We start from the raw sequence: 24485 nt of genomic DNA, 5'->3' as shown, positions 1-24485 counted from the left end.
AATCCTGAGCTTATGCACTATAAATCAATTATAAAAAGATACTTACTTATCCTGTTAACCTTCTTGTTTACAGGAGTACTACAACATACAAATGCTCAAATAAACTTAAAAAAAGCAAAAGAAACCATGGCAACAGTAAAAAAAGGACCTTGTGATTCTGCACTTAAATCTTTGAACAGATATTTAGAAAAACTAGAAACTAAAAAGGCAGCCAATGAAACTTCAAGTAGTTCCTTCAAAACGTATATAAGTAATGCAGAAAGAAACTTAAAAGCAATACAGACAAAATGCCCAGATTTGGACATCTCTAACGAAAAAAAAGCTTTTGATAGTTATAAAGTAGATTATGAAAATGAAGCTTCTTTGGCCAATAGCGCAGAAAATGCAGCAAATTACTTTAGAGACATTCACATGTACCTAAATCATATCTATAGTGATACTGAACATGGTGCTGATGCCGCACAAGGGTTGAAATTTGTTAATGGGAGCCACAATAAATTATATGAGACGGTGACTCGATTTGCGAACTTCAATAAGTCCGACTACATGGCCAAAGTTGAAGCCTCAAAAACAAACGGAACATACACAAGGGTTAAGTTTTATGTAGAACAAGTAGTTAGTGCTTTAAATGATTATCCCAACTTTATCAATAAAAGTCAAGGCACTTATAAGGCTTATTTAGATTACATGAACAATATTGGTATTAAGGGTGACCCGCAAAAGGAATTAGAAGAACTGGAAGCTACAAAAGCGTTTTGTCAATTGCTTTTAAAATTTGCGCCCAATAACGCAAAGGCCACTCAATGGTTAAAAGAAGTAGAAAATCAGATTGGTAAGAAAACAGGAGGAATTACTTATGCCAGTGAAATGCATAAAAAGCATTTGGGTAAAATATTGTTTTCAAAAAAAGAAGTGGCCATAGGAAATGAATCGGAAAATGATTTTTCAACCAACTTTAAATCAGGGGATAATATTTATGCAACCGTCTATTTACCTTCTAAACTAAGACAGCTAACAGATTCTTATGCCGCGAATGATGTTAAGGTCAAAGTTAATAGTGGCATTATTAGCGAACCATCAAGCACCGCAGTATGGGTAACAACACCAATGCAAGAAAAAAATTACCTGCAGCTTGCCATATTGCCAAGTAATGTCTGGAAACAAAAAAACGGAACACCATATGTAGAAAACAAGTTAAGAACACATGAGCATATAGCCAATGCTTTATTGACGGCTGGCCCTTATTCTGGAACTACTATTGATATTGAAGTTGTTTTTAGGGGAACCAATTCAAGTATAAAAGGTGGTTTTACTATTGACCAATCTTCGGGTGTAGACCATTTGAAGCAAATTGTTGGTCGCGAAGAAAATGCCAGATTAAAAGATGAAAAATTGCCCAAACGAGGAATGTCCGGCACTGGTTTGGAAAATCAAGCTCTGACGATTATGCGCAAAAAAAGTTCAAGTTCAGGGAAAACTTATACCAAAGCTATTATTACATCGGTAAATTGGGACTATGATAAAACCTACTCAGGTGTTATTGTGTCTCGCTCTTTATCAATAGCATTGGTCTCAAAAGAACATGACGGGAAATGCATGTACCAGTATTTTAATTTTAAGCAGCAAGCTCAAGGTAATGGCAGTTTCAATAATAATTTAGAATTTGCTGGAGCAGGAACTAATGCATATATATCGTGTGATAATATAAACTAATTCACTTTTAAGTAGGTAATAGTATTAAAGTAAATAAATGACGAAACAATTTTCCAAACAAAAAATAAAACGAATCAACAGAATTACATGGATAGTATCAGCAATAATTGCCATCTCTTTTGTGGTATTATTCAATATTATTAATACCCAAGAAGATTCGTTGTTAAAATCTGGAATCAGAGAACAAGTGGTCGTGGTAAAAAAATATAAAACGGGAACACGTAAAAATCCACATTATTATATGGATGTGGATTGGTTTGAGGTTATTGAGAAAATCCCCTATTACAAGAGAAAGGATACAACTGGTCTGGATAATGCAGAAAAGATGAGTGACGACATATTATCTACTGTTTTCAAAGATAAAGAAAGGACAAAAATCGAACGTTTGGGCAAAACGATTAAGCTAAGTTATATTAATGGTGATTCATATAATAATACTTCTATTGGAGAAATAGTTACGTTAGTATATTTTAAAGATAACCTTCGTGATGGAAGATTATTACGAGAGATTGAATAATACGTTAACTACTGTCAATAAACTTTAATGAATAAAATTGAAAATCATAAGCTGTACATACTCTACTGACTTTGAAAGGAAATAACAATTACGCATAAGCGCTTAAAGACAATTTGACAAACTGTGGCAGGTAGACTACCATTCCCTTTTGTATAACGTCCACAAAAAGTGAACTTGATATAGTTATTGAACAACGAAATAGAATAAAAAATAACGAAAGCACAACAAAGAACTCCTATGAAAAGCACTAGCCTAGTTCTCCAAAGTTAATATTTATTTTTTCAATTATCTCATATTAATGATTTTTTGGTGTTGAATTGTTGGTAATTCCGAAGGATTATCAATACTTCAATACCTTATATAACTTGCTCCTACTCCTATATGTAATCGTTCAATGTAACGTCACCAGCATCTGTATGATTATAAGTTATTAAGTCTGGCACTAGCTGAGTTATGTAATCCTGTCGTGTGACGGTCACCTTCTTCGTTTTGTGATACAAAGTGCATATTCCAGTGAAGTTGACCAGGTATTATCAGATTAAGTCTTAATTATTAAAATTTATCTTTACTTTACTTCTCAGCGTTTTCTGTGCCTTTCTACTATTCTTAAAAACTTATATATAAATTTTTGCATTATCCGATTATTTCTCTAAAATTTGAAAGTAAGCTGTCTTAGACAAGTGGAGTAATTATAACTGCTTGGATTTTGATACTCCTAAAAGTCATTTTGATTCTTTTTATTGAGATTTTACAAAACTAAACTCTCTAAAATAGTCGTTTGGATATTCCTTTTTATATTCTTTAACATATAAAGGAAAATATTTACTAAATATTTTTTCGCAATTAACAATAGGGTGATAATTAAGTCTAATATCTTCGGTAACATATAACTCAATTAAATAATCAGAATTAAACTTGTCCTCCAAAGTTATTTTGAAACAATCATATCCACACATATTCTTTCTAATCTTCCTATATTCAGTTATAGTATTATAATTGCATATTTCCATTTTATAGAGTTTCCTTTTTCTCATTTCAAACCATAATGGTATAAATTCTGTCACTGTTAAGTCTTTTCTATCAAGCTTAACTATTTTTATAGTAGCAGGACTATGTAATGTATCATTTTCAAAAATATTATCTACTATTCGATATTCAATATAATGTTTAGGGGTTATTGTGAAATGTATAAATCTTTTGAAATCAGACGGAACTTCTTTTGGTAATGAAGGCGTTGGTGGATAAAAGGCTAACAAATCACCCTCCCATTCGTCATTAGTTCTTTTACCATTTTCATTATTAACCGAATTAGCATACTCTTTTGACACATAATTTCTTTCTTTTATTACAAAATGTACCAACGTATTAGTAAAACTATTTTTTTGTCCAAAGCTATTCGTAGTTATATAAACAATAACTATTACGAATATTAATTGTCTTTTACTCATTTTTTTAGCTATATAATAAATGTCGCTGTTTTATAGAAGTTATATTTACAAAATTCAGAAGCCATTTTTAATTACCCTAATCTTAATTAGAGTACGGGTTAGGTTTTGTTAAAAACAGATTTTATCGAACGATTTAATTTGATATCCAGTAATACCGTTAACCCCTAATGCATTCTTTAGTTTTTCACTAATAATAGTATGATTAAATGCTCCTGTTTTATAGAAGTCATATTTACAAAATTCAGAAGCCATTTTTAATTGTCCTAACCTTATTGGAGTACGTCCCTTATATATCTTTTTACCTTGATTTACTTGCTCTAAGGATTTTATTTTAATTTTATCTATAACAGCAACTTGACCTTTTTCTATCTGTACTATCTCTGCATAAGAGGCACTAGTATCAATTAATTCCCAAAAATCATTTGGAATATATTGAAACCAATAATATTTTAATACATTTCCATTATGGTATAATTTCATTGGGTAAAAAGCATGAGGTGGTAGATGATGATTTTTTAATATTAGCCTAACCTTATCATCTATCAATAGTCCTTTCCCTTCGGGATATAATGGTAAAATATTTACCGTATTGGCTTTACCATGTAACTCTAACTCGTAGTTAGGAACAAAATTCGGGAATTTATCCTTAAGAACATTATAGTATCCATCCGAAAGACTCGGATTATAACCTTCTTTAAATTTTAATTGAGGATAATACCCGATGATCTTAAGGTCATCGGATATTCCTATTGAATAATATTTCATTTAATTAATACCATTTGCAGGGTTAACCACTTCTTTAAAGTATGTATTTAAATTCATTGTAGAATTAACAGCATCATCAATATGTTCATTTAACTCAGGAATCAATACCTCTTCTAAAAACTCTCTTGCCGCTTCAGAGCTATTTCCAATATAATCATTTAGCCTTTTTTGAACAAATTTATCATAAGCAGGGTGATTTCCATGTATTCCTTCGCCTGTTAAAGATGTAAACTTCGTTAATGCCCTTCCGTTTACTTCAGCATTCATATGAAACCCAGCATAAGCTGCTTCCTGTATAATTTCGTTATCTAGTTTATTCCAAGGAATAATATGATGTGCTTCTTCAAAAGCATTTGTACTTATTACTTGCGCCAGTTTGCTCCTACTTCCAAAATCAACAATACCGTTGACTATCTTGAAAGACAGTGTTACTGTCTTATCACCTACCTTGGCTGCAACCTTCCAAGCTTTCGTTCCCTTAACTACTTTTGCTATTGGTTTTAATATTTTCCCACCAGGTACTATACTAACCAATATCATACCGCCCGCAACAACTTCATTTTGTTCGATGCCGTCGAAGTCTTCACCGTCAAGAAGTATAATAGCATCCTCTAAAGGCGTAGCATAACGACCTACTATCTTAACGCCATCCCAAAAAGCATCTAAAAGAAAATCAATATCAGCATTAACAAAAGTTTCAGGGGGCATTCTGTATTCATACCATTCCTTTGTGTCATTATTATATATATAATTGTAACCATCCGTATTTTGTTCGGTAGATGCTATACTATTAAGGGTTACCTTGTTAATTGTTCTTTTGGTAGCAGATTGATATAGAACTAATCCATTTTCCAACAAATACATGGTCTCCCCTGAGTTTGGGCTGAAAGTTGCCTTGTACGTTAACGAAGGCCTGTTAAGGAACGTTCCAGATTTAGAGAAGTCCCAGCCCCTTTTTGCTCTTTCCCCATCTATACGCATTTTAGCTTCTGTCTTGGCTTCTGAAGAGGTGTTGTTATCAGCTAGAAACCTTAATAATGCATCAACTTCATCTATATTTCTATGATCCAGTATCCAAACTTTTTGTGCATCTGTTAAGGCCGTATCCCCTAATGGAGTGCTTGCAGTATTCAAGATCTCAAATAAATCCCAAGAAATAGATGGAATTACGACATTGACATCAAATGGTTCGGGACAGTCCGTTTCTGTGGATTTTTGGCTACTGGTTTTTGAAAAGTCTGGAACAGGCCGATCATCACGATTACTACAATGCTCAACGCTATCTTCTCCTAAAAGTCTGATCAACTCCTCTAATAACTCAAGTCCCAATGTATCCAAGTTTTCTCTATCTGCTTTTAACTTATCACGAAGCTTCTGCATTGTACAGGGGCTATAAAACCCAAAATCGAAAGTTATTACATTCAAAAAGTCTGTAATAGGAGCTGTCTGAGTTTCTACGGTTACGTATATTGGCGTGCAATATTCCCCGACCGAAAGCCTTACTCCTGAACCTTCGTAACCTGATGAGGCGTCTCCACAATCACCCGGTCCAGAGCCACCAGGTGGATGAGGCGTCCCAGAATTAGGTCCGTTACAGCTATAAGGAACCACTTCAAGAGTGGCAAAGCACACACTTACCCAACCTGACCTTGTTCCTGTTCCCGATGCTCCTAAATTACCCCCGTTGTCTGAATTAAAAATATTGTCAGAAAAATTATTCCCAGAGATATGTGTCACATTGAACCCCGTTCCTCCTTCTGGTATAAACACCCCATCCGTACAAGGTGAGCTTGATGCCTTATTTTTGGAATTACTGCCTTTTAATTTTTGCTTTAAACTAGAAGTATTATAATTGTTTAATTTCCATGTAGTATTTTTAAAATTACTTGTGCTGATAGTATTTTTGGGCAGGCTGGTTTGGTATTCTATAATTTTTGAGGCTCCAAGACTTTGATCTGTGTTTCTTTTTACTGCGATGTTATAGAATCTATTATCCTCGAAGTCTCCTAAATAGACCTGTGCACTATAGCTCTTTTCTTCTTTTAAGTTCGTCAGCTCATATATCCTAGGACTTACAAAAAAATTCTGGTTGCCCGTCTCTTTTATAAAATTAGCAAATGAACTGGCTACATCTGGCACTTCCTTAGCTGTAACAATTTTATAGGTTGATGTGACATTATTTCCATCCACCTTAACGAGGTCTCTGTCATCATCAAAGAGATCTTTGTTGCAATTAAAAAAAAGAAAGGTGATCAAAAGAGAGAGAACTGATAGGGTTAATGTTTTTTTTGTCATTCGTTTTATACAGGAATTAGTTAATGAATTAGACTCAGATTTCAGACGAAAATACTTATTTAGACAATAAATTTACGTTTATTACTATAAATTATCTCAACATAAAGGAATAACTGGGCGGTTTTCTTAAATAAATGAAAAAACCGCTACGGGTAACCCATAATTTGATTCGAATCGCACAGAATTAGAGGAAATTATTGCGTGCATAGTCAATGACAGGGAGATTATTTGGATATAAGAACTAGGAATACTTTATTAGACACCATTTTCACTCTATTTCATTAAAATAATTTATGCAATTTTACTTTCTTTTTCTTTAAAACGTTCCAACAGATTACTTATGTCTTCACTAATTTTAGTCTCAAGTACTCTAGCATAGATCTGTGTGGTAGATAGTTTAGTATGTCCTAATAATTTTGATACGGTTTCTATAGGCACGCCATTGGAGAGCATGACGGTTGTAGCAAATGTATGTCTAGCCACATGAAAAGAAATGTTCTTGTGGATACCACAAGCTTTCGGAATTTCCTTTAAATAGATATTGGTCTTTTGATTGGAGCTTATGGGTAATACATTATTGGTTGCAAAATCTTTTTCTTGAATAACTCTATACTTTTCCAGTATTGCCCATGCTTTGAGGAGTATCGGGACTTTTACCTGTTCGTCCGTTTTTTCCCGTTTGGTATATATCCAATTATTGTTGTCTATGCCCTTAACAATATTGCTTTCCGTTAGCTCTTTAACATCTACATAGGATAGCCCAGTATAACATGAAAACACAAAACAATCTTTTATTTTTTGTAAGCGGTCGCTTGTAAACTCTGTAGCTTCCAATAGATGCAATTCTCTTTCTGTTAAGTATTTCCTGTCGTATTTGTTATATTTTAATTGAAATTGGCTAAATGGGTTTTTGTTCATCCATTCTAGTTTGATGGCTAGGTTTACCATTTTTTTAAAACGTTCTAAATGTTTCATGACGCCATTATTGGATAATAGCAATTCCTTTTTCGAGTTTTTGTAGGTTCTCAGGTAATGTTCAAAATCCGTGATAAACCTAAAATTCAATTGTTTTAGGTAGATGTCCTTTACCCTTCTTTTCTTCTGCAAGAACTTTTGTAAATAGCGTTCTGTGGTATAGTAGTTCTTCATCGTTCCCGCTTTGAGGACGTGGATCATATTTTCATTATGGTAGGTTATTAGTTCTTTTAGGGTCTTGCTGTTGTCATCTTCTCCCAGGTATCTGGACTTAATGGCATCCGAGGATATTATTTTATCTTCTTCTAAAAGGGATTTGTGACACTTTAGTAGTTTGTTATACACCTCATCTAAATAGGCGTTTAAAACGGCAAAAGTGCTTTTTGTTTTCATAACTCATTGACTTTAGTTAAACAATAATTTGTTAAGCAGAAAGTCAAATCACACCCTAAAGTTCTTTAAAGTCAGCACTTTTTTGGCAAACAATTGCACACCTAATTGCACACCTTTTATATGGTTTTATTTGATATCAAATAAAATGTGTAAAAACAAAAAACACTGTTAATCATACGATTAACAGTGTTTTGTTGTGACCTATTACTAGGTTTGTCGGGGTGGCAGGATTCGAACCTGCGACCTCCGCGTCCCAAACGCGGCGCGATAACCGGGCTACGCTACACCCCGAATTGGTTATCTTAAAAAAAGCGGAGAGACAGGGATTCGAACCCTGGGTAACTATTTCTAGCTACGACGATTTAGCAAACCGCTCCTTTCGGCCACTCAGGCACCTCTCCAATTATATTATGAACTTTGCAATAAAATTGCGGTTGCAAATGTACTAGATACTTAGATATAACACAACTATTTTATTTATTTTTTTATAATTTTTATTCTGGATATTCAATACGTAAATGGTAAATATTTGCTAACTTGTGTTTTAGCACCTTTTTTATAGATTCAATCTCTTTAAATGTAATATTTGCATTCAAAAATTGACCATCCTCAATTTGTTTATTTATTATATTTTCAACAAACGCATCAATCTTTGTAGATGTAGGCTCTTTTAAACTCTTCGAAGCAGCTTCAATACTATCACACATCATTAATATAGCTGTTTCCTTACTAAATGGTTTGGGTCCGGGATAACTAAAATCTAACTTGTCAACTTCTTCAAAATCCTTTTTTTCTTGCATATAAAAATAATAAACAACACTGGTACCATGGTGTGTACGTATAAAATCTATAACCCTATCCGGTAAATTATTTTTTCTAGCAATCTCAATACCATTTATAACATGGTCTGTAATGATTCGAGCACTCTCCTTTGATGATAATTCATCATGTGGGTTAATTCCTGTTGATTGATTTTCGGTAAAATAAGTAGGGTTTTTCATTTTACCTATATCATGATACAAAGCCCCTACTCTAACCAACATAGCATTCGCCCTAATTTCATTTGCTGAAGCTTCGGCTAGATTTGCTACATTTAAAGAATGATGGAATGTTCCTGGTGCTTTATTAGACAACTCTTTAAGTAATTTTGAATTAGTATCAGATAGTTCTAAAAGTGATACATCCGAAACCAAACCAAAAAGCTTTTCATAAACGTATATTAAAGGTTGTACAAACAGCGTGGCTAACCCACTCAAAATAAACCACATAAATGTTTCCCATTTTATAGTTTTTACGCTTCCTTCATGAATAACAAAAAATGCGAAATAAGCTATAATATAAATAAGTGTTATTTGGCCTACTGAAATAAATAAATTAACTCTTTTATATAATTCTGAAACAGTTAGTATAGTTACAATTCCTGCAATAATTTGTAGAAACATATACTCGTAACTATTCGGCACAATAAAACCTATTAGCAATACTGTAAGCACATGTGCAAACAACCCCAATCTAGCATCAAAAAAAGCCTTAAACACTAAGGGTAAAATACAAATTGGAACGATATAAATATACTTGGAATCATAATTTACTACCAAGGTTGTAATAAATATCAATAAAGAAATATTAAAGAAAATGAAAGTGACTTTTGTATTATTTTCAAATACAGTCATTCTATACTTTCGTAAGAACAAAAGCAACATCAATAAAGCCAAAGCAACCAATAATGTGTATGCAAATAGCACCCATATATAGTTTGACTCACTCCAAACTTGCGATTCGTATTCAGACTGTAAAGATTTTAAAATCTGGTATTTATCTCCTTCAACAACTTCGCCTTTTGAAACGATTAAGGTTTCTTTTGCAATACTCCCTCTAGCATAAGCTATTTTACCAATTTCTTCTTGTAATGCTTTATCTGTAAACGATTTATCAAATGTTAAATTGGGTTCTATTAAATCAAAAAACAAAGAAGTGAAATCTGTTTTATAATGGATCAATCCTTGCTTGCTTAAAGCATTATCAATGACTTTTGAAACAGCATCTTGTTTAACCAAATGTGAAAAGAAACCATCTTGTTTTTTAACCCTTCCATCAAGTACTACTATAGCCTTATCGTTTGAAAAATTATAATTTTCACTTAAAACTCCAAATAAATACAGTTCTGCGATAATCATTTCTCCAGCCTTGTATAACTTATTGAATATAGTCCTGGAGATAGAATCTGAAAACGTATTTTTAAACTGATTTTTATACAAAGATTTTACTTTAGTTTCAATAGTATTATCTAAATTAAAATACAGTATTGAATTCTTGACTAACGCATCTTTTTCAGCAGTAACCTCTTCTTCGTTTTTTTTTATAGCAAAATCAAAAGGCGCATATAAATTTTCCGATTGCCAAGGTTTACCTTTTTCAAAATTATATTTAAACTTTCCTCCTTTAGGGAATAAATACACAATTAAAAAAGTGGTAGCTATAAACAATAATCCCTTATAAATTAAGGAATGATTTCTATACAATTTATTTATAAAATCTTTCATCAAAAAGCTTAATGGTTTCAAATGTAATAAAATTATAAGCTTTCACCATTTTTATAATGAACTCATCTTGACTTTTTGTTTTTAACCGAAAATGAGATGAAATTTGTTCAGATGAAACAATTTTAAAAAGGTATAGCATCGTTAGGTATAAAAAAATAATGAAATATGGGCGAATTTTAATTGTTTTTCAGGAAATAGAAAAAGTCAAGATGAGTTCATAAATGAATCAGTCAAATTTCTACTAAAAAATCGTTATTTTCGCAAGTACAAACTAAAGCATTAAATTAATGAATAAAGAAGTAGTTATTGTATCGGCTGCAAGAACTCCTATAGGTAGTTTTTTAGGCGCTCTGTCCACTATTCCTGCTCCAAAACTTGGAGCTATTGCTATTAAAGGAGCCTTAAGTAAAATAGATTTAAATCCAGAATTAGTTGAAGAAGTTTTAATGGGTAATGTTGTACAAGCTGGAACAGGGCAAGCTCCTGCAAGACAAGCTGCTATTTATGCTGGAATACCAAATACTGTTCCGTGTACCACTATAAATAAAGTGTGTGCATCTGGAATGAAAGCAGTTATGCAAGCCGCTCAAACCATTGCTCTTGGTGACGCAGATATTGTTGTCGCCGGCGGGATGGAAAACATGAGTTTAATTCCTCATTATTTACATGCTCGAACTGGTAACAAATTTGGACCTGCATCATTAATTGACGGTATGCAGAAAGATGGTCTGGTAGATGCTTACGATCAAAATGCTATGGGTGTTTGTGCTGATGCTTGTGCAACGGAATATAAATTCTCAAGAGAGGAACAAGATGATTTTGCCATACAATCTTATAATCGTTCTGCAGCAGCATGGGGTGCTGGGAAATTTGACAATGAAGTTATTCCTGTTGAAGTACCGCAACGTCGCGGAGAACCAATGATAGTTAGTAAAGATGAAGAGTTTACTAATGTAAAAATGGATAAAATCCCGCAATTACGTGCTGCATTTACCAAAGAAGGAACTGTAACTGCCGCTAATGCCTCAACCATTAATGACGGAGCTGGCGCCATGATTTTAATGAGTAAAGAAAAAGCTAGTGAATTAGGATTAACTCCCTTAGCAACCATAAAAAGTTATGCTGATGCAGCTCATGAACCTGAATGGTTTACAACAGCTCCGGCAAAAGCGCTACCAAAAGCTTTAAATAAAGCCGGAATTAAAATTAGTGATGTAGAATATTTTGAATTCAACGAAGCTTTCTCTGTAGTTGGCTTAGCTAATATGAAAATTCTCGGATTGAATGATAACAATGTAAATGTTAATGGTGGGGCCGTATCATTAGGGCATCCACTAGGTTGCTCTGGCGTAAGAATTATAATCACATTATTAAATGTTTTAGAACAAAACAATGCTAAAATTGGAGCAGCAGCCATTTGTAATGGTGGTGGTGGTGCATCTGCAATTGTTATAGAACGCTAGTAATATTAAATGTTTTTTATTGTTATTATTTATTATGAAACATCTATAACTAAAAAGTTCGATACCCAAGGACAATGATTATATAGATGCTAGGCGCCTGTGCTGAGCGCAGTCGAAGTATGACAAATAAAAAACAATACATATAGACACATGAAATACTTTTTAAAATTTTTATTCAGCAATCTGATATTCCCCACCAATAATTGCATAAATAATCAATAGTAATAGTCAATAGATAATAACTTTATGCAATACGGAATTTGTAATTTAAGCATTGTTCCCCTTAGAGATGAGCCTGCAGATACCAGTGAACTTGTATCTCAAGTAATTTATGGTGAAATTTTTAAAATCTTGGAGCAACGTAAAAACTGGAGTAAAATTCGTTTAGCATTTGATTCTTATGAAGGTTGGATTGACAATAAGCAATATCTAGAAATTACAGAAAAAGCATATAAATCTTTAGCCAAAGAATCTTCTAAACTCTCTGCAGACTTAGTAGAGTTTATTGAAGATAATAATAACCAGTTACATCCTATTTTATTAGGATCTACCTTAAATGGTTTATCCGATTTAAATCATAAGTATGAGGGGAATTGTATAGATGGTAAAAAAGCAAAAGACAACATTGTTCAAACAGCATTTCTATATTTAAACACCCCTTATCTTTGGGGTGGAAAAACACCTTTTGGTATAGATTGCTCTGGCCTTACTCAAATGGTGTATAAATTAAACGGTTATAAATTATTACGTGATGCATCACAGCAAGCTACTCAAGGAGAAGCCTTAAGTTTTATTGAGGAAAGCGAACCCGGTGATTTAGCCTTTTTTGATAATAACGAAGGTATTATAACGCATGTAGGTATTATCATGAAAGATAATTACATCATACATGCGCATGGCAAAGTTAGAATTGATAGATTAGACCACTCAGGTATTTATAACGTTGACAAAAAAATGCACACGCATAAATTACGAGTCATAAAAAAAATAGTCTAAAAAAAGGAGCAAATTAAATTTGCTCCTTTTTTATATCAATTATGTCCCGTCCTAAAATAGCGATACACTAAAAGCTTAGTGTAATGAAAACATCGGAAAACAAAGGGTATTTAAAGCGTACCCAAAAAGATTATTCGCTTTCTTTCAAGCTTCAATTAGTAGAAGACATAGAACAAGGCAATCTCACAAAAAGCCAGGCCAAAGCTAAATATGGCATTCAAGGAGACTCTACGGTAACCAATTGGTTGAAAAAATATGGTACCTTTGATTGGGAAGATCAATCCCCTTTTACTTTGGCAAAAACACCGGAACAAAAGATACTTGAATTAGAAGCAAAAATCAAACTGCTGGAAAAGCAAAAAGCTCGGGCAGAACATTTGGCTGAACGCGCTGACAAGAAAGTGATCATCTTTGACATGCTTGTTGATATGGCAGAGAAAGAATATGATATTCCAATCAGAAAAAATTACAAACCCGAGTTATTGAATACTACAAAGAAGCACACAAAGAAACATTAGTTTCTACCTGTAAATTACTCGGGGTAGACAGACAGGTTTATTATAGGGCTATAAAATCAAAAGCCCAAAGACAAGCCATAGTTCAAAAAGTGATCGCCCTAGTTCGTGGTATACGCAATGTCATGCCCAAGCTAGGAGCTAGAAAGCTGTACCATTTGTTAAAAAAAGAACTATCAGCTCTAAAGGTAGGCAGAGATAAGTTATTTAAAATATTACGAGCTAACCATATGCTTATAACCCCAAAGAAAAGTTACCATATCACTACAGATTCGCACCATCGGTTCAGAAAACACAAAAACCTGATAAGTACCATGGAGATAGAAAAACCAGAATCTGTGTGGGTTAGTGATATAACTTACGTAGGAACTAGGAGCAACCCTTCTTACCTGGCCTTGATCACAGATGCATACTCCAAGAAAGTAGTAGGTTATAATATATCTGATAGCCTAAGTATGGAAGGTTCATTGCAAGCTCTCAATATGGCATTAGGGAATAGAATGTATAAAAACCAACCACTAATACACCACTCTGATAGAGGTTTGCAATACTGTTCTAATGAGTATCAACAACTATTGATGAGTAATAATATAAGTTCAAGTATGACTGAGAAATATGACCCCTATGAAAACGCAATCGCAGAAAGAGTAAATGGGATTTTAAAACAAGAATTTGATATAGCCAGAAGTATTAAAGATCTGGATATAAAGAAGAAACTGATCAAAGATGCAATTGATATTTATAATGATCAAAGGCCTCATTTATCAAATCATATGTTAACTCCTGAAAAGATGCACTAACAAAACGAACTCAAAAGAAAACAATACAAATCAAAAAAGCTGAACAATGAGGCATCATTGTTCAGCTTTAATTTATAAATTTAATCCTTTATAATCTGTATCGCTTATTTAGGACTAGACATTAAGTAATGTAAGTTAGTTTGCACTATTCTTCTTCAAGCATAGCAACTTTTTCTTTCATACTTTTATATTTATCAGTTTCTCCAAGAATACTATAAATGTTCATCAACGTTTTTGCCGCACTAATACTCTTAGAGTTAATCTCAAGCGCTTTAGTTAAATAAGGGATCGCTTCTCTATAAAGATCTTGACGCTGTTCTCTTAACACATCATAGCGTTTATTATCAGCTTTAGAAGTTCCTAAACCATTCATCTCTTCAATCATTGCTTCTTCTTTGTTTAAAACTAAAGCTGCCAAATTTATATATGCATTTATATATCCCGGATCTAACTCTATGGCTTTTTCATAATACGTTTTTGCTTCTTCAACCTGCTTAGATTCTGCAGCTATAACTCCTAAATTATATTGTAATTCTGGGTTTGTAGGATCCATCTGCGTCGCTTTCTCTAATAGTCTTTTAAACTCTTCCGTATTACCCATTTTATAATGAACATTCGCTTCAGATAATATTAAATTAACATCATTAGGACTTTCAGCTCTTGCTTCTTTCATTGCAGCAATTGCTTTTTCATTATCACCTTTATTAACATATATGAGAGCCACATTTTTTACAATCTCTGGTTTTTTTGACTCTGATATACGCTCAGTTGGTTTAATATGCGTTTTTGCCTTAACAGAAATATCACGGACATTTTTACTACTAAATGCCTCCTCTTCTTGTGTCTTAACATCTGTTGCATAATACTGTGTCGCAATACCCGTATATCCTAACTTTTTAAGTTCTTCATAAAGCCCTAAAGCTCTATCATATTCTTGAACATTAACTGCTGTTGCTGCTGCATAATAAAGAAATACTGTATCTCTTTCTGTGGCTCTATAAGATTTTTCAAAAAATACTGAAGCTTTTGAAAAATCTTTTTTCTCATAAGCGCCATTTCCTTTGACTAATAAACCATTAGCTATATCTTGCTTTAATTGATCAATTTCAGCGGTATATCCACTTTTAACTTTACTTAGGTTAACTAAAGCAGCATCTATATCGGCTATTGATCCTGCACCTCCTGCATACAACGCTTCTCCATTTAAAAAATAAAACTTTGATTTTGCCTTATCGTCCATATTAGACATTAATGCTTCTGCTTGTTTTAAAGCTGTTTTTGCCTCTGCATACTTTGTTCCTTTAATAGCTCTTTCTGCTGTTTTCAGCTCTTTTTTCTGCGCAAATGCAAATACGCTTACAGAAAAGGTCAAAGCTATAATTAACTGTTTTCTCATTTTATAAAATATTATTATTAATTTTCGGTATTATTATCGTCATCATTATTATCAAGAGTTGTGCCATCCTCCAAATTATCAGTGTTTTCAATAGTTTCAGAGTCTTCGACTTCTACTTCATCTTCATCATGCATTACTTTAGCAACTGCGGCTATAGAATCATTTCCTTTTAAATTGATTAGTTTAACGCCCTGAGTGGCTCTTCCCATAACTCGTAAATTTGCTATAACCATACGTATAGCAATACCAGATTTATTAATAATCATTAAATCATCATTATCTGTTACACTTTTTATAGCTACTAAATTCCCCGTTTTCTCTGTAATAGAAATGGTTTTAACGCCTTTCCCTCCTCTATTTGTAATTCTATATACTGGCTCTCCATCTTCTGGATCATCAATATAGGTACGTTTACCATAACCGTTCTCAGAAACTACTAGTACAGATTCTTCTTGTGGGTTTTCGATAGTTACCATTCCTATAACTTCATCTTTGTCATTAGCTAGTCTAATACCTCTAACTCCAGAAGCGCCTCGTCCCATAGGTCTTGTTTTCGCTTCTTCAAAACGAATTGCTTTTCCAGATTTTAATGCCAACATGACTTGGCTAGTACCAGTTGTTAATCTAGCTTCTAAAAGTACATCATCTTCTTTTATAGTAATAGCATTAATTCCATTAGTTCTAGGACGTGAATACTGCTCTAAAGAGGTTTTCTTAACTTGACCATTCTTAGTAGCCATAATCACATAATGACTATTAATATAATCTTCATCTTTTAAATCCTGAGTACAAATGAAGGCCATTACCTTATCATCTTGCTCAATATTTATCAAGTTTTGAATAGCGCGTCCTTTTGATGTTTTACTACCTTCAGGGATTTCATAAACACGCATCCAGAAACATTTTCCTTTTTGTGTAAAGAATAACATATACTGGTGATTAGTCCCTACAAATAAATGTTCTAAGAAATCTTCATTACGAGTCGTAGATGCTTTTTGACCTACGCCTCCTCTATTTTGAGTTTTATATTCTGTAAGTGATGTACGTTTAATATAACCCGCATGAGAAATGGTAATCACCACTTTTTCATCAGGAATCATATCTTCAATACTTAAATCACCACCAGCATATTCGATAATCGAACGACGCTCATCTCCATATTTATCTCTAACAACTTCCAGCTCTTCCTTAATAATATCCATTCGACGTTCTTTCTTGTCTAAAATATCTTTAAGGTCGGTAATCGTTTCCATGATGGCTTCATATTCCGAACGTAATTTATCTTGCTCTAAACCTGTCAACTGACGCAAACGCATCTCAACAATAGCTTTGGCTTGAATTTCTGAAAGTTCGAAACGTTTAATTAAGTTTTCACGTGCTTCATCAGCATTCGAAGATGCCCTGATAATTGCAATAACTTCATCAATATTATCCGAAGCAATAATTAATCCTTCTAAAATATGAGCACGTTCTTCCGCTTTTCGTAATTCATAAGTGGTTCGTCTTACAACAACTTCATGCCTATGCTCAACGAAATAATGAATCAATTCTTTTAAGTTTAACAACTGTGGACGTCCATTTACTAGAGCAATATTATTCACACTAAATGAAGACTGTAAAGCTGTATACTTAAAGAGTTTATTTAATACTATGTTTGGAATAGCATCACGTTTTAAAACGTACACAATACGCATGCCATTTCTATCAGATTCGTCACGAATAGTAGAAATACCTTCTAGTTTTTTATCGTTTACCAAGTCAGCAGTTTTCTTAATCATGTCTGCTTTATTCACTTGATAAGGAATTTCATCAACTATAATACACTCACGCCCATTAACCTCTTCTATATTGGTTTTAGCTCGCATCATAATTCTGCCGCGACCTGTATGAAATGCTTCTTTAACCCCATCGTAACCATAAATAGTTCCGCCTGTTGGAAAATCGGGAGCTTTAATATGCGTAATCAACTCATCGATTTCAATATCATTATTCTCTATATAAGCAATCGTACCGTTAACGACTTCGGTTAAGTTGTGCGGAGGCATGTTAGTAGCCATACCTACAGCAATCCCAGACGCTCCATTAACTAAAAGCCCTGGAATGCGTGTCGGCAACACAGTAGGTTCTTGTAAAGTATCGTCAAAATTTAATTTGTGATCAACTGTTTCTTTATCAATATCTGCCAACATGTCTTCAGATATTTTGCGCATACGTGCTTCCGTATAACGCATGGCCGCAGGACTATCTCCATCTATAGAACCAAAATTCCCTTGCCCGTCAACAAGCATATAACGTAAACTCCATTCTTGAGCCATACGAACCATAGCATCATAAACAGACGTATCACCATGTGGGTGGTATTTACCTAAAACTTCTCCAACTATTCTTGCGGATTTTTTATGTGCCGTATTAGCCCTAACACCCAGTTCATGCATCCCATAAAGCACACGTCTGTGAACTGGTTTTAAACCATCTCTTACATCTGGTAAAGCACGTGACACAATGACCGACATTGAATAATCAATGTAAGCCGATTTCATCTCATCTTCTATATTAATAGGAATCAATTTTTCTCCTTCTGTCATATAAAATTTAGTTTAGTTTTTATAAGTATTTCAAAACGTGCTAATATAAGAATTTCATCAGTCATAGTAAGACTATTAAGCATACTTTTTCATGTTTTTTTTATTAACAATTTAAGGTTGTTTTTTAGTTAATAAGTATGCTCATAAAAGTTTTGATATTATAAAGTTTTTTTCGTCAATTAGCAACTTACAGACAATTTAAGGTATAGTTTTTGCCTTTAGTAAAATGTTTTAGTATTTTTAATGCAGAAAGGACACGATTATGGATGATAATTTTTCCCCAAGAGTAAAAGACGTAATTGCATATAGCAAAGAAGAGGCACTTAGGTTAGGCCATGATTTTATTGGCACTGAACATTTAATGCTTGGGCTTTTGCGTGACGGCAGTGGTAAAGCCATTAATATATTGAATGCTTTAGATATTGATTTAAACCATTTGAGACGTAAAGTTGAAATATTAAGCCCTGCAAACTCAAATATTGCCGTAACTTCTAATCAAAAAAAGAACTTACATCTTACCAGGCAAGCAGAGCGCGCTTTAAAAACCACGTTTTTAGAAGCTAAACTATTTCAAAGCTCTTCTATAAATACAGCGCATTTGCTGTTATGTATTTTGAGAAATGAAAATGACCCTACTACAAAACTTTTAAACAAACTAAAAGTTGACTATGATAATGTTAAAGAACAATTCAAACTTATGATAACAAACGACAATAATTATATAGAACCTAAATCCGAATTTCAAGATGATGACATGAATGCGGAAGGTGATGCTTCAAAGGAAAATATTTTTAATACGCCTGCTGGAAAAGCAAATAAGAAGTCCAAAACACCTGTTTTAGATAATTTTGGACGTGATTTAACCGCTTTAGCGGAAGAAGGAAAGCTTGATCCTGTTGTTGGTCGTGAAAAGGAAATACAACGTGTCTCACAGATTTTAAGTAGACGTAAAAAAAACAATCCGCTTTTAATTGGTGAACCTGGTGTTGGTAAATCTGCCATTGCTGAAGGTTTGGCGCTTAGAATTGTTAAGCGAAAAGTATCGCGTATTTTATTTAATAAACGTGTTGTGACTTTAGATTTAGCAAGTTTAGTCGCGGGGACAAAATATCGCGGACAGTTTGAAGAGCGCATGAAAGCTGTTATGAATGAACTTGAAAAGAATGACGATGTTATCCTTTTTATTGATGAAATACATACCATAGTTGGTGCTGGCGGAGCAACAGGAAGTTTAGATGCTTCCAACATGTTTAAACCCGCCTTAGCTCGTGGAGAAATTCAATGTATTGGCGCAACAACGTTAGATGAATACAGGCAGTATATTGAAAAAGATGGTGCTTTAGAACGCCGTTTTCAGAAAGTGATTGTTGAGCCTACTACAGTTGAAGAAACTATTGAAATCCTTAATAATATAAAAGGAAAGTACGAAGAACATCATAACGTAGACTATACGCCAGAAGCCATTAAAGCTTGTGTTAAGTTAACAAATAGATACATGACAGAACGTTTTTTACCTGATAAAGCTATTGATGCTTTAGATGAAGCGGGGTCTCGTGTACATATAACCAACATTGATGTTCCTAAACAAATTCTAGAACTCGAAAAGCAACTAGAAGGCATTAAAGAAACTAAAAATGCGGTTGTAAGAAAACAAAAATATGAAGAAGCTGCTAAACTTAGGGATGACGAAAAACGCATTGAAAAAGAATTAGTTATTGCTCAGGAAAAATGGGAAGAAGACACTAAACAACACAGAGAAGTCGTAACAGAAGATAATGTTGCTGATGTGGTCTCCATGATGACAGGAGTGCCAGTAAATAGAATTGCACAGACAGAAATCAATAAACTGGCTGAATTACCTAATCTTATTAAAGGGAAAGTAATAGGGCAAGACAGTGCCGTTGCTAAAGTTGTAAAAGCTATACAGCGAAACCGTGCTGGACTTAAAGACCCAAATAAACCCATTGGTTCATTTATCTTTTTAGGTCAAACTGGTGTTGGTAAAACGCAGTTAGCTAAAGTACTATCCAGAGAACTATTTGATAGTGAAGAATCGCTCGTTAGAATTGACATGAGTGAGTATATGGAAAAATTTGCTATTTCCAGATTAATTGGAGCTCCTCCAGGATATGTTGGTTATGAAGAAGGCGGTCAATTAACCGAAAAAGTGAGACGTAAACCGTATGCCGTTATATTGTTAGATGAGATAGAAAAAGCACATCCTGATGTCTTTAATATGCTACTTCAAGTACTTGATGATGGCTATTTAACTGATAGTTTGGGAAGAAAAATTGATTTCAGAAACACGATCATAATTATGACATCTAATATTGGTGCTAGAAAACTTAAAGATTTTGGTACTGGTATAGGGTTTGGAACTGCGTCACAAAAAGCTCAAGAAGATGCCAATGCCAGAAGTGTTATTGAAAATGCATTAAAAAAATCCTTTGCTCCTGAATTTTTAAATAGAATTGATGATGTTGTTGTATTTAATGCTTTAGAGAAAGAAGACATCAACAAAATTATAGATATCGAATTAGAAAAACTTTTAACAAGAATTGAAGGCTTAGGATATATCTTAAAACTTAGCAAAAGTGCTAAAGATTATATTGCAGAAAAAGGTTTCGACAGACAATATGGTGCAAGACCTTTAAAAAGAGCTATTCAAAAATATATTGAAGATGCTTTAGCTGAAGAAATTGTAGCCTCTCATCTTGAAGAAGGCGATAAAATTAAAATTGATTTAGATAAAACCACTCAAGAATTGAAAATATCAATAGAAAAGGCTGAAAAACCCACGGAATCTTAATAAAACAATCTTTAAAAAACTCGGAAATTAATTTCCGAGTTTTTTTTGCTTTTAAATTAGACTAAAGAGGAACTAAATAAGAATTTTTAATCTCCCCCATTACAAAAGTACTGTGAGCACTTCCTATATTTTGTAATTCTCCCAAATGATTTAGAACAAAATTTTGGTAATCTTTCATGTCTTTTACCAAAACTTTCAATAAAAAATCATAATCTCCAGAAATGTTATAACATTCAATAACCTCATCTAAAGAGAGAATATCCTTTACAAATTGATTTCCAATTTTACGAGTATGCTCTTTAAGCCTTATATTACAAAACACCGTGAGTCCCCTATCTAATTTTTCAGGATCTAAAATGGCTTTATACTTTTTAATATAACCCTCCTTTTCTAATTTTTTCACCCTTTCAAATACTGGTGTTGTGGACAAATTTACCTTAGCCGCTAATTCCTTAGTAGTTAAATTAGAATTGTTTTGAAGTATGTTTAAGATGCGAAAATCTATTTTATCTAATGGCATTATAGAATTATTTTCTGTCTTACTTATTTTTAGATACCACTAAAAGATTATAAAACTATTATAAACTTCAAAAATAGTTATTACATCCAAATGAATAGCATTTTTATATATAAAAAATCTATAAAACTAATTTTGCAAGGATATAAAAAACAATGTAATTTTATGAAAACTACAATTTTAGGATACCCAAGAATCGGAAATCAAAGAGAGCTAAAAAAAGCAAACGAAGCTTATTGGACAGGCAAAACAAATCAAAAAGAGCTTTTAGAGTTAGGTAGTCGTATTAGAAAAGAAAACTGGCAGCTTCAAAAAAATACAGGAATCGATAGTATGCCTTCAAATGATTTTTCTTTTTATGACCAAGTACTAGATACTTGCTTAAGTGTAGGCTGTATTCCAAAGCGTTACGACAAACTAAAACATAAAAACCAATTAGATCTGTACTTTGCAATGGCCAGAGGCATACAAAATAAAGAAATAGACTGTACCGCCATGGAAATGACCAAATGGTTTGACACGAACTACCATTATATAGTGCCAGAATTTGAAAAAGAACAAACTTTTGAGTTTTTCTCAACCAAAATAATTGACGAATACAAAGAAGCATTAGAATTAGGCATTAAAACCAAACCTGTGTTAATTGGACCTGTAACATTTTTATTATTAGGAAAAGAAAAAGAAGAAGGTTTTCATAGACTAAGTTTATTGGAAAAACTATTACCTGTTTATTTCGAAATTATTACTCAACTAACCCAATTAAATGTTGAATACATTCAATTTGACGAGCCTTGTTTAGCCCTAAATTTAAATGAACAAGCAAGAGATGCGATTAAATTTACTTACGAAGAGATAAGTACCAAATTTCCTAATTTAAAAGTCTTTTTAGCAAACTACTTTGATTGTTATGGTGATAATTTAGACACTGTTCTAAAACTACCCATCGACACTTTACATTTAGATTTAGTAAGATGTCAATTACAATTAAATGATATTTTTGAATCTAAACATTATAACACCAACACAAAACTATCTTTAGGCTTAGTTGACGGAAGAAATATTTGGAAAAATAATTTCGATAACTCTCTACAAACTATTGAATCTGTCATTTCTAAAATTGGAGAAGAAAATATCTGGATAGCTTCATCATGTTCTCTACTCCACTGTCCTTATGATTTAGACTTAGAAACCAATGAAAATGACTTAACCACAGAAATAAAGCAATGGTTGGCATTTGCTAAACAAAAATTACAAGAAATTAGAACTTTAAAAGGCTTAGCTTCTTCAAACTATAATGAGTTTGAAAAAGAATTTAAAGACAATAAAATGGCACATGTAAACAGAAAAGCCTCCACATTAATTCATAACGAAAAAGTAAAAAATAGAGTACTTGCGTTAAACGATACCGATAGTCAAAGAAAAAGCACATTTAAAAATAGACAAGCAAAACAAAAATCGGCATTAAACTTACCATTATTCCCAACAACAACCATTGGGTCATTTCCGCAAACTAAAGAAGTTAGAAGTTGGAGGTCAAAATTCAAAAAAGGAATTTTATCACAAGCAGAATATGATTCACTAATTGCAAGAGAAACAAAAGATTCTATTCATTTTCAAGAAGAAACTGGTATCGACGTCTTAGTTCACGGAGAATTTGAACGGAATGATATGGTTGAATATTTTGGAGAAAAATTAAATGGATTTGTATTTAGCAGCTCTGGTTGGGTACAAAGTTATGGAAGTAGATGTGTAAAACCTCCTATTCTGTTTGGTGATGTATCTCGTGAACATCCCATGACTGTAAAATGGTCTGCTTATGCGCAATCCTTAACAGATCTACCTGTAAAAGGCATGCTTACTGGGCCGGTAACCATTTTACAATGGTCATTTGTTAGAAATGATCAACCTAGACAGGTAACATGCAATCAAATAGCATTAGCGATTAGAGACGAGGTCGTAGACTTAGAGCATAACGGAATAAAAATTATTCAAATTGATGAACCTGCCATTCGCGAAGGTTTACCATTAAGAAAAGAAGCGTGGAAGGCGTATTTAGATTGGGCTGTAAAAGCATTCCGGATTTCTGCAAGTGGCGTAAAAGATGAAACACAAATTCATACGCATATGTGCTATTCTGAATTTAATGATATTATAAATAATATTGCTGCTATGGATGCAGATGTTATTACTATTGAAACATCTCGATCTGAAATGGAATTATTAGATGCGTTTGTAGATTTTAAATACCCAAATGAAATTGGCCCAGGTGTTTATGATATTCACTCGCCTAGAATCCCCTCGGTAAAAGAAATTGAACACTTGCTTATAAAGGCTAAAAACGTTTTACCCAAAGAACATATTTGGGTAAATCCCGATTGTGGACTAAAAACCAGAGGCTGGCCTGAAACAACAGCTGCCTTAAAAAATCTTGTAAAGGCAGCAAAACAACTAAGAGAAAAGGAAATGGAAGTCGTTTAACTTTATTTGATATCAATGAAATTTTAAAAATCATTCATTATAATCATGAACTCACCTTGACTTTTTTTTATTTAAGCGAAAAGTCATGCTTTTGTTTCTAGATGAGGTCTTTTTTGCACATCATAACATCGCTACGGTGTAATAAAAAGAAAAGATATAGGAATAAAATAGCCTACCCCGTTGCAGAAAGGGGATGATTTTGTAGCAAATCATAAAAAGTCAAGGTGAGTTCAATATTAAAATCCTATATTCTACAAGAGTATAGGATTTTTTTTTG

The 24485-nt window shown here is 33.1% G+C and carries 16 protein-coding genes and 2 tRNA genes; 8 read left to right on the top strand and 10 right to left on the bottom strand.

Going from position 1 to position 24485, the window contains the following annotated elements; genetic code table 11:
- The first annotated feature begins 12 nt into the window (after window positions 1-12).
- Window positions 13-1713 carry a hypothetical protein gene (locus tag Q4Q47_RS20845; RefSeq protein WP_303308663.1) on the top strand — a complete coding sequence of 567 codons (1701 nt, stop codon included), beginning with the start codon at window positions 13-15 and terminating at the stop codon, window positions 1711-1713.
- 37 nt (window positions 1714-1750) lie between these two features.
- Window positions 1751-2230: a hypothetical protein gene (locus Q4Q47_RS20840; RefSeq protein ID WP_303308662.1), complete on the top strand. Its 480-nt coding sequence runs from the start codon at window positions 1751-1753 to the stop codon at window positions 2228-2230.
- Window positions 2231-2967: 737 nt separating this feature from the next.
- On the opposite strand, the gene Q4Q47_RS20835 is transcribed toward Q4Q47_RS20840, so the two are convergent.
- The 7 genes from Q4Q47_RS20835 to Q4Q47_RS20805 form a co-directional block, all read right to left on the bottom strand.
- Window positions 2968-3678, bottom strand: coding sequence for a hypothetical protein (locus Q4Q47_RS20835; protein WP_303308661.1), 711 nt, complete (start codon window positions 3676-3678; stop codon window positions 2968-2970).
- A gap of 108 nt (window positions 3679-3786) precedes the next feature.
- Entirely contained in the window at window positions 3787-4443 is a 657-nt protein-coding gene (locus Q4Q47_RS20830) for a hypothetical protein (RefSeq protein ID WP_303308660.1), read from the bottom strand.
- Complete coding sequence (locus tag Q4Q47_RS20825) at window positions 4444-6738, bottom strand: AHH domain-containing protein (RefSeq protein WP_303308659.1); 2295 nt, start codon at window positions 6736-6738, stop codon at window positions 4444-4446.
- Window positions 6739-7029: 291 nt separating this feature from the next.
- A complete protein-coding gene (locus Q4Q47_RS20820) occupies window positions 7030-8106 on the bottom strand; it encodes a site-specific integrase (protein ID WP_303308658.1) in 1077 nt (358 codons plus the stop codon).
- Window positions 8107-8322: 216 nt separating this feature from the next.
- Window positions 8323-8397 (bottom strand) — tRNA-Pro (locus Q4Q47_RS20815).
- Window positions 8398-8418: 21 nt separating this feature from the next.
- A tRNA-Ser gene (locus tag Q4Q47_RS20810) sits at window positions 8419-8507 on the bottom strand.
- Window positions 8508-8600: 93 nt separating this feature from the next.
- Window positions 8601-10649 carry an HD family phosphohydrolase gene (locus Q4Q47_RS20805; protein ID WP_303308657.1) on the bottom strand — a complete coding sequence of 683 codons (2049 nt, stop codon included), beginning with the start codon at window positions 10647-10649 and terminating at the stop codon, window positions 8601-8603.
- Window positions 10650-10936: 287 nt separating this feature from the next.
- Between Q4Q47_RS20805 and Q4Q47_RS20800 the strand changes: the two genes are divergently transcribed.
- The 4 genes from Q4Q47_RS20800 to Q4Q47_RS20785 all read left to right on the top strand — a co-directional run bounded on the left by Q4Q47_RS20800 (window position 10937) and on the right by Q4Q47_RS20785 (window position 14423).
- Entirely contained in the window at window positions 10937-12112 is a 1176-nt protein-coding gene (locus Q4Q47_RS20800) for an acetyl-CoA C-acyltransferase (protein WP_303308656.1), read from the top strand.
- Window positions 12113-12358: 246 nt separating this feature from the next.
- Window positions 12359-13108 (top strand): C40 family peptidase, encoded by a 750-nt coding sequence (locus Q4Q47_RS20795; RefSeq protein ID WP_303308655.1) that lies wholly within the window; start codon window positions 12359-12361, stop codon window positions 13106-13108.
- Between the two features lie 83 nt (window positions 13109-13191).
- Window positions 13192-13626 carry a hypothetical protein gene (locus Q4Q47_RS20790; RefSeq protein WP_303307940.1) on the top strand — a complete coding sequence of 145 codons (435 nt, stop codon included), beginning with the start codon at window positions 13192-13194 and terminating at the stop codon, window positions 13624-13626.
- Entirely contained in the window at window positions 13590-14423 is an 834-nt protein-coding gene (locus Q4Q47_RS20785; protein WP_303309174.1) for an IS3 family transposase, read from the top strand. Before Q4Q47_RS20790 ends, Q4Q47_RS20785 begins: the two co-directional genes overlap by 37 nt.
- 145 nt (window positions 14424-14568) lie before the next feature.
- Here Q4Q47_RS20785 and Q4Q47_RS20780 read toward each other — a convergent pair whose 3' ends face one another.
- Window positions 14569-15819 (bottom strand): tetratricopeptide repeat protein, encoded by a 1251-nt coding sequence (locus Q4Q47_RS20780; protein WP_303308654.1) that lies wholly within the window; start codon window positions 15817-15819, stop codon window positions 14569-14571.
- A 17-nt stretch (window positions 15820-15836) separates the two neighbouring features.
- On the bottom strand, window positions 15837-18404 hold the full coding sequence (gene gyrA, locus Q4Q47_RS20775; protein ID WP_303308653.1) for a DNA gyrase subunit A: 2568 nt from the start codon (window positions 18402-18404) through the stop codon (window positions 15837-15839).
- Between the two features lie 262 nt (window positions 18405-18666).
- On the opposite strand from gyrA, the gene Q4Q47_RS20770 reads away from it, so the two are divergent.
- Window positions 18667-21213 (top strand): ATP-dependent Clp protease ATP-binding subunit, encoded by a 2547-nt coding sequence (locus Q4Q47_RS20770; RefSeq protein WP_303308652.1) that lies wholly within the window; start codon window positions 18667-18669, stop codon window positions 21211-21213.
- 61 nt (window positions 21214-21274) lie between these two features.
- Here the strand turns inward: Q4Q47_RS20770 and Q4Q47_RS20765 are convergent, their stop codons facing one another.
- Window positions 21275-21733, bottom strand: a complete 459-nt coding sequence (locus tag Q4Q47_RS20765; protein WP_331497778.1) for an Lrp/AsnC family transcriptional regulator — start codon at window positions 21731-21733, stop codon at window positions 21275-21277.
- 162 nt (window positions 21734-21895) lie between these two features.
- On the opposite strand from Q4Q47_RS20765, the gene metE reads away from it, so the two are divergent.
- On the top strand, window positions 21896-24208 hold the full coding sequence (metE, locus tag Q4Q47_RS20760) for a 5-methyltetrahydropteroyltriglutamate--homocysteine S-methyltransferase (protein ID WP_303308651.1): 2313 nt from the start codon (window positions 21896-21898) through the stop codon (window positions 24206-24208).
- The last annotated feature ends 277 nt before the right edge of the window (window positions 24209-24485 follow it).

The organism is Flavivirga spongiicola (genome assembly GCF_030540825.1).
Lineage (GTDB): Bacteria > Bacteroidota > Bacteroidia > Flavobacteriales > Flavobacteriaceae > Flavivirga > Flavivirga spongiicola.
The sequence above is the reverse complement of the archived record's forward strand: the minus strand, read 5'-3'. Positions and strand labels throughout refer to the sequence as shown.

Coding starts and splice junctions, on each gene's coding strand:
- Q4Q47_RS20800 (WP_303308656.1), top strand. CDS start 10,937: ATGAATAAAGAAGTAGTTATTGTATCGGCTGCAAGAACTCCTATAGGT.
- Q4Q47_RS20825 (WP_303308659.1), bottom strand. CDS start 6,738: ATGACAAAAAAAACATTAACCCTATCAGTTCTCTCTCTTTTGATCACC.
- Q4Q47_RS20805 (WP_303308657.1), bottom strand. CDS start 10,649: ATGAAAGATTTTATAAATAAATTGTATAGAAATCATTCCTTAATTTAT.
- Q4Q47_RS20795 (WP_303308655.1), top strand. CDS start 12,359: ATGCAATACGGAATTTGTAATTTAAGCATTGTTCCCCTTAGAGATGAG.
- metE (WP_303308651.1), top strand. CDS start 21,896: ATGAAAACTACAATTTTAGGATACCCAAGAATCGGAAATCAAAGAGAG.
- Q4Q47_RS20835 (WP_303308661.1), bottom strand. CDS start 3,678: ATGAGTAAAAGACAATTAATATTCGTAATAGTTATTGTTTATATAACT.
- Q4Q47_RS20770 (WP_303308652.1), top strand. CDS start 18,667: ATGGATGATAATTTTTCCCCAAGAGTAAAAGACGTAATTGCATATAGC.
- Q4Q47_RS20830 (WP_303308660.1), bottom strand. CDS start 4,443: ATGAAATATTATTCAATAGGAATATCCGATGACCTTAAGATCATCGGG.
- Q4Q47_RS20765 (WP_331497778.1), bottom strand. CDS start 21,733: ATGCCATTAGATAAAATAGATTTTCGCATCTTAAACATACTTCAAAAC.
- Q4Q47_RS20840 (WP_303308662.1), top strand. CDS start 1,751: ATGACGAAACAATTTTCCAAACAAAAAATAAAACGAATCAACAGAATT.
- gyrA (WP_303308653.1), bottom strand. CDS start 18,404: ATGACAGAAGGAGAAAAATTGATTCCTATTAATATAGAAGATGAGATG.
- Q4Q47_RS20820 (WP_303308658.1), bottom strand. CDS start 8,106: ATGAAAACAAAAAGCACTTTTGCCGTTTTAAACGCCTATTTAGATGAG.
- Q4Q47_RS20845 (WP_303308663.1), top strand. CDS start 13: ATGCACTATAAATCAATTATAAAAAGATACTTACTTATCCTGTTAACC.
- Q4Q47_RS20790 (WP_303307940.1), top strand. CDS start 13,192: ATGAAAACATCGGAAAACAAAGGGTATTTAAAGCGTACCCAAAAAGAT.
- Q4Q47_RS20780 (WP_303308654.1), bottom strand. CDS start 15,819: ATGAGAAAACAGTTAATTATAGCTTTGACCTTTTCTGTAAGCGTATTT.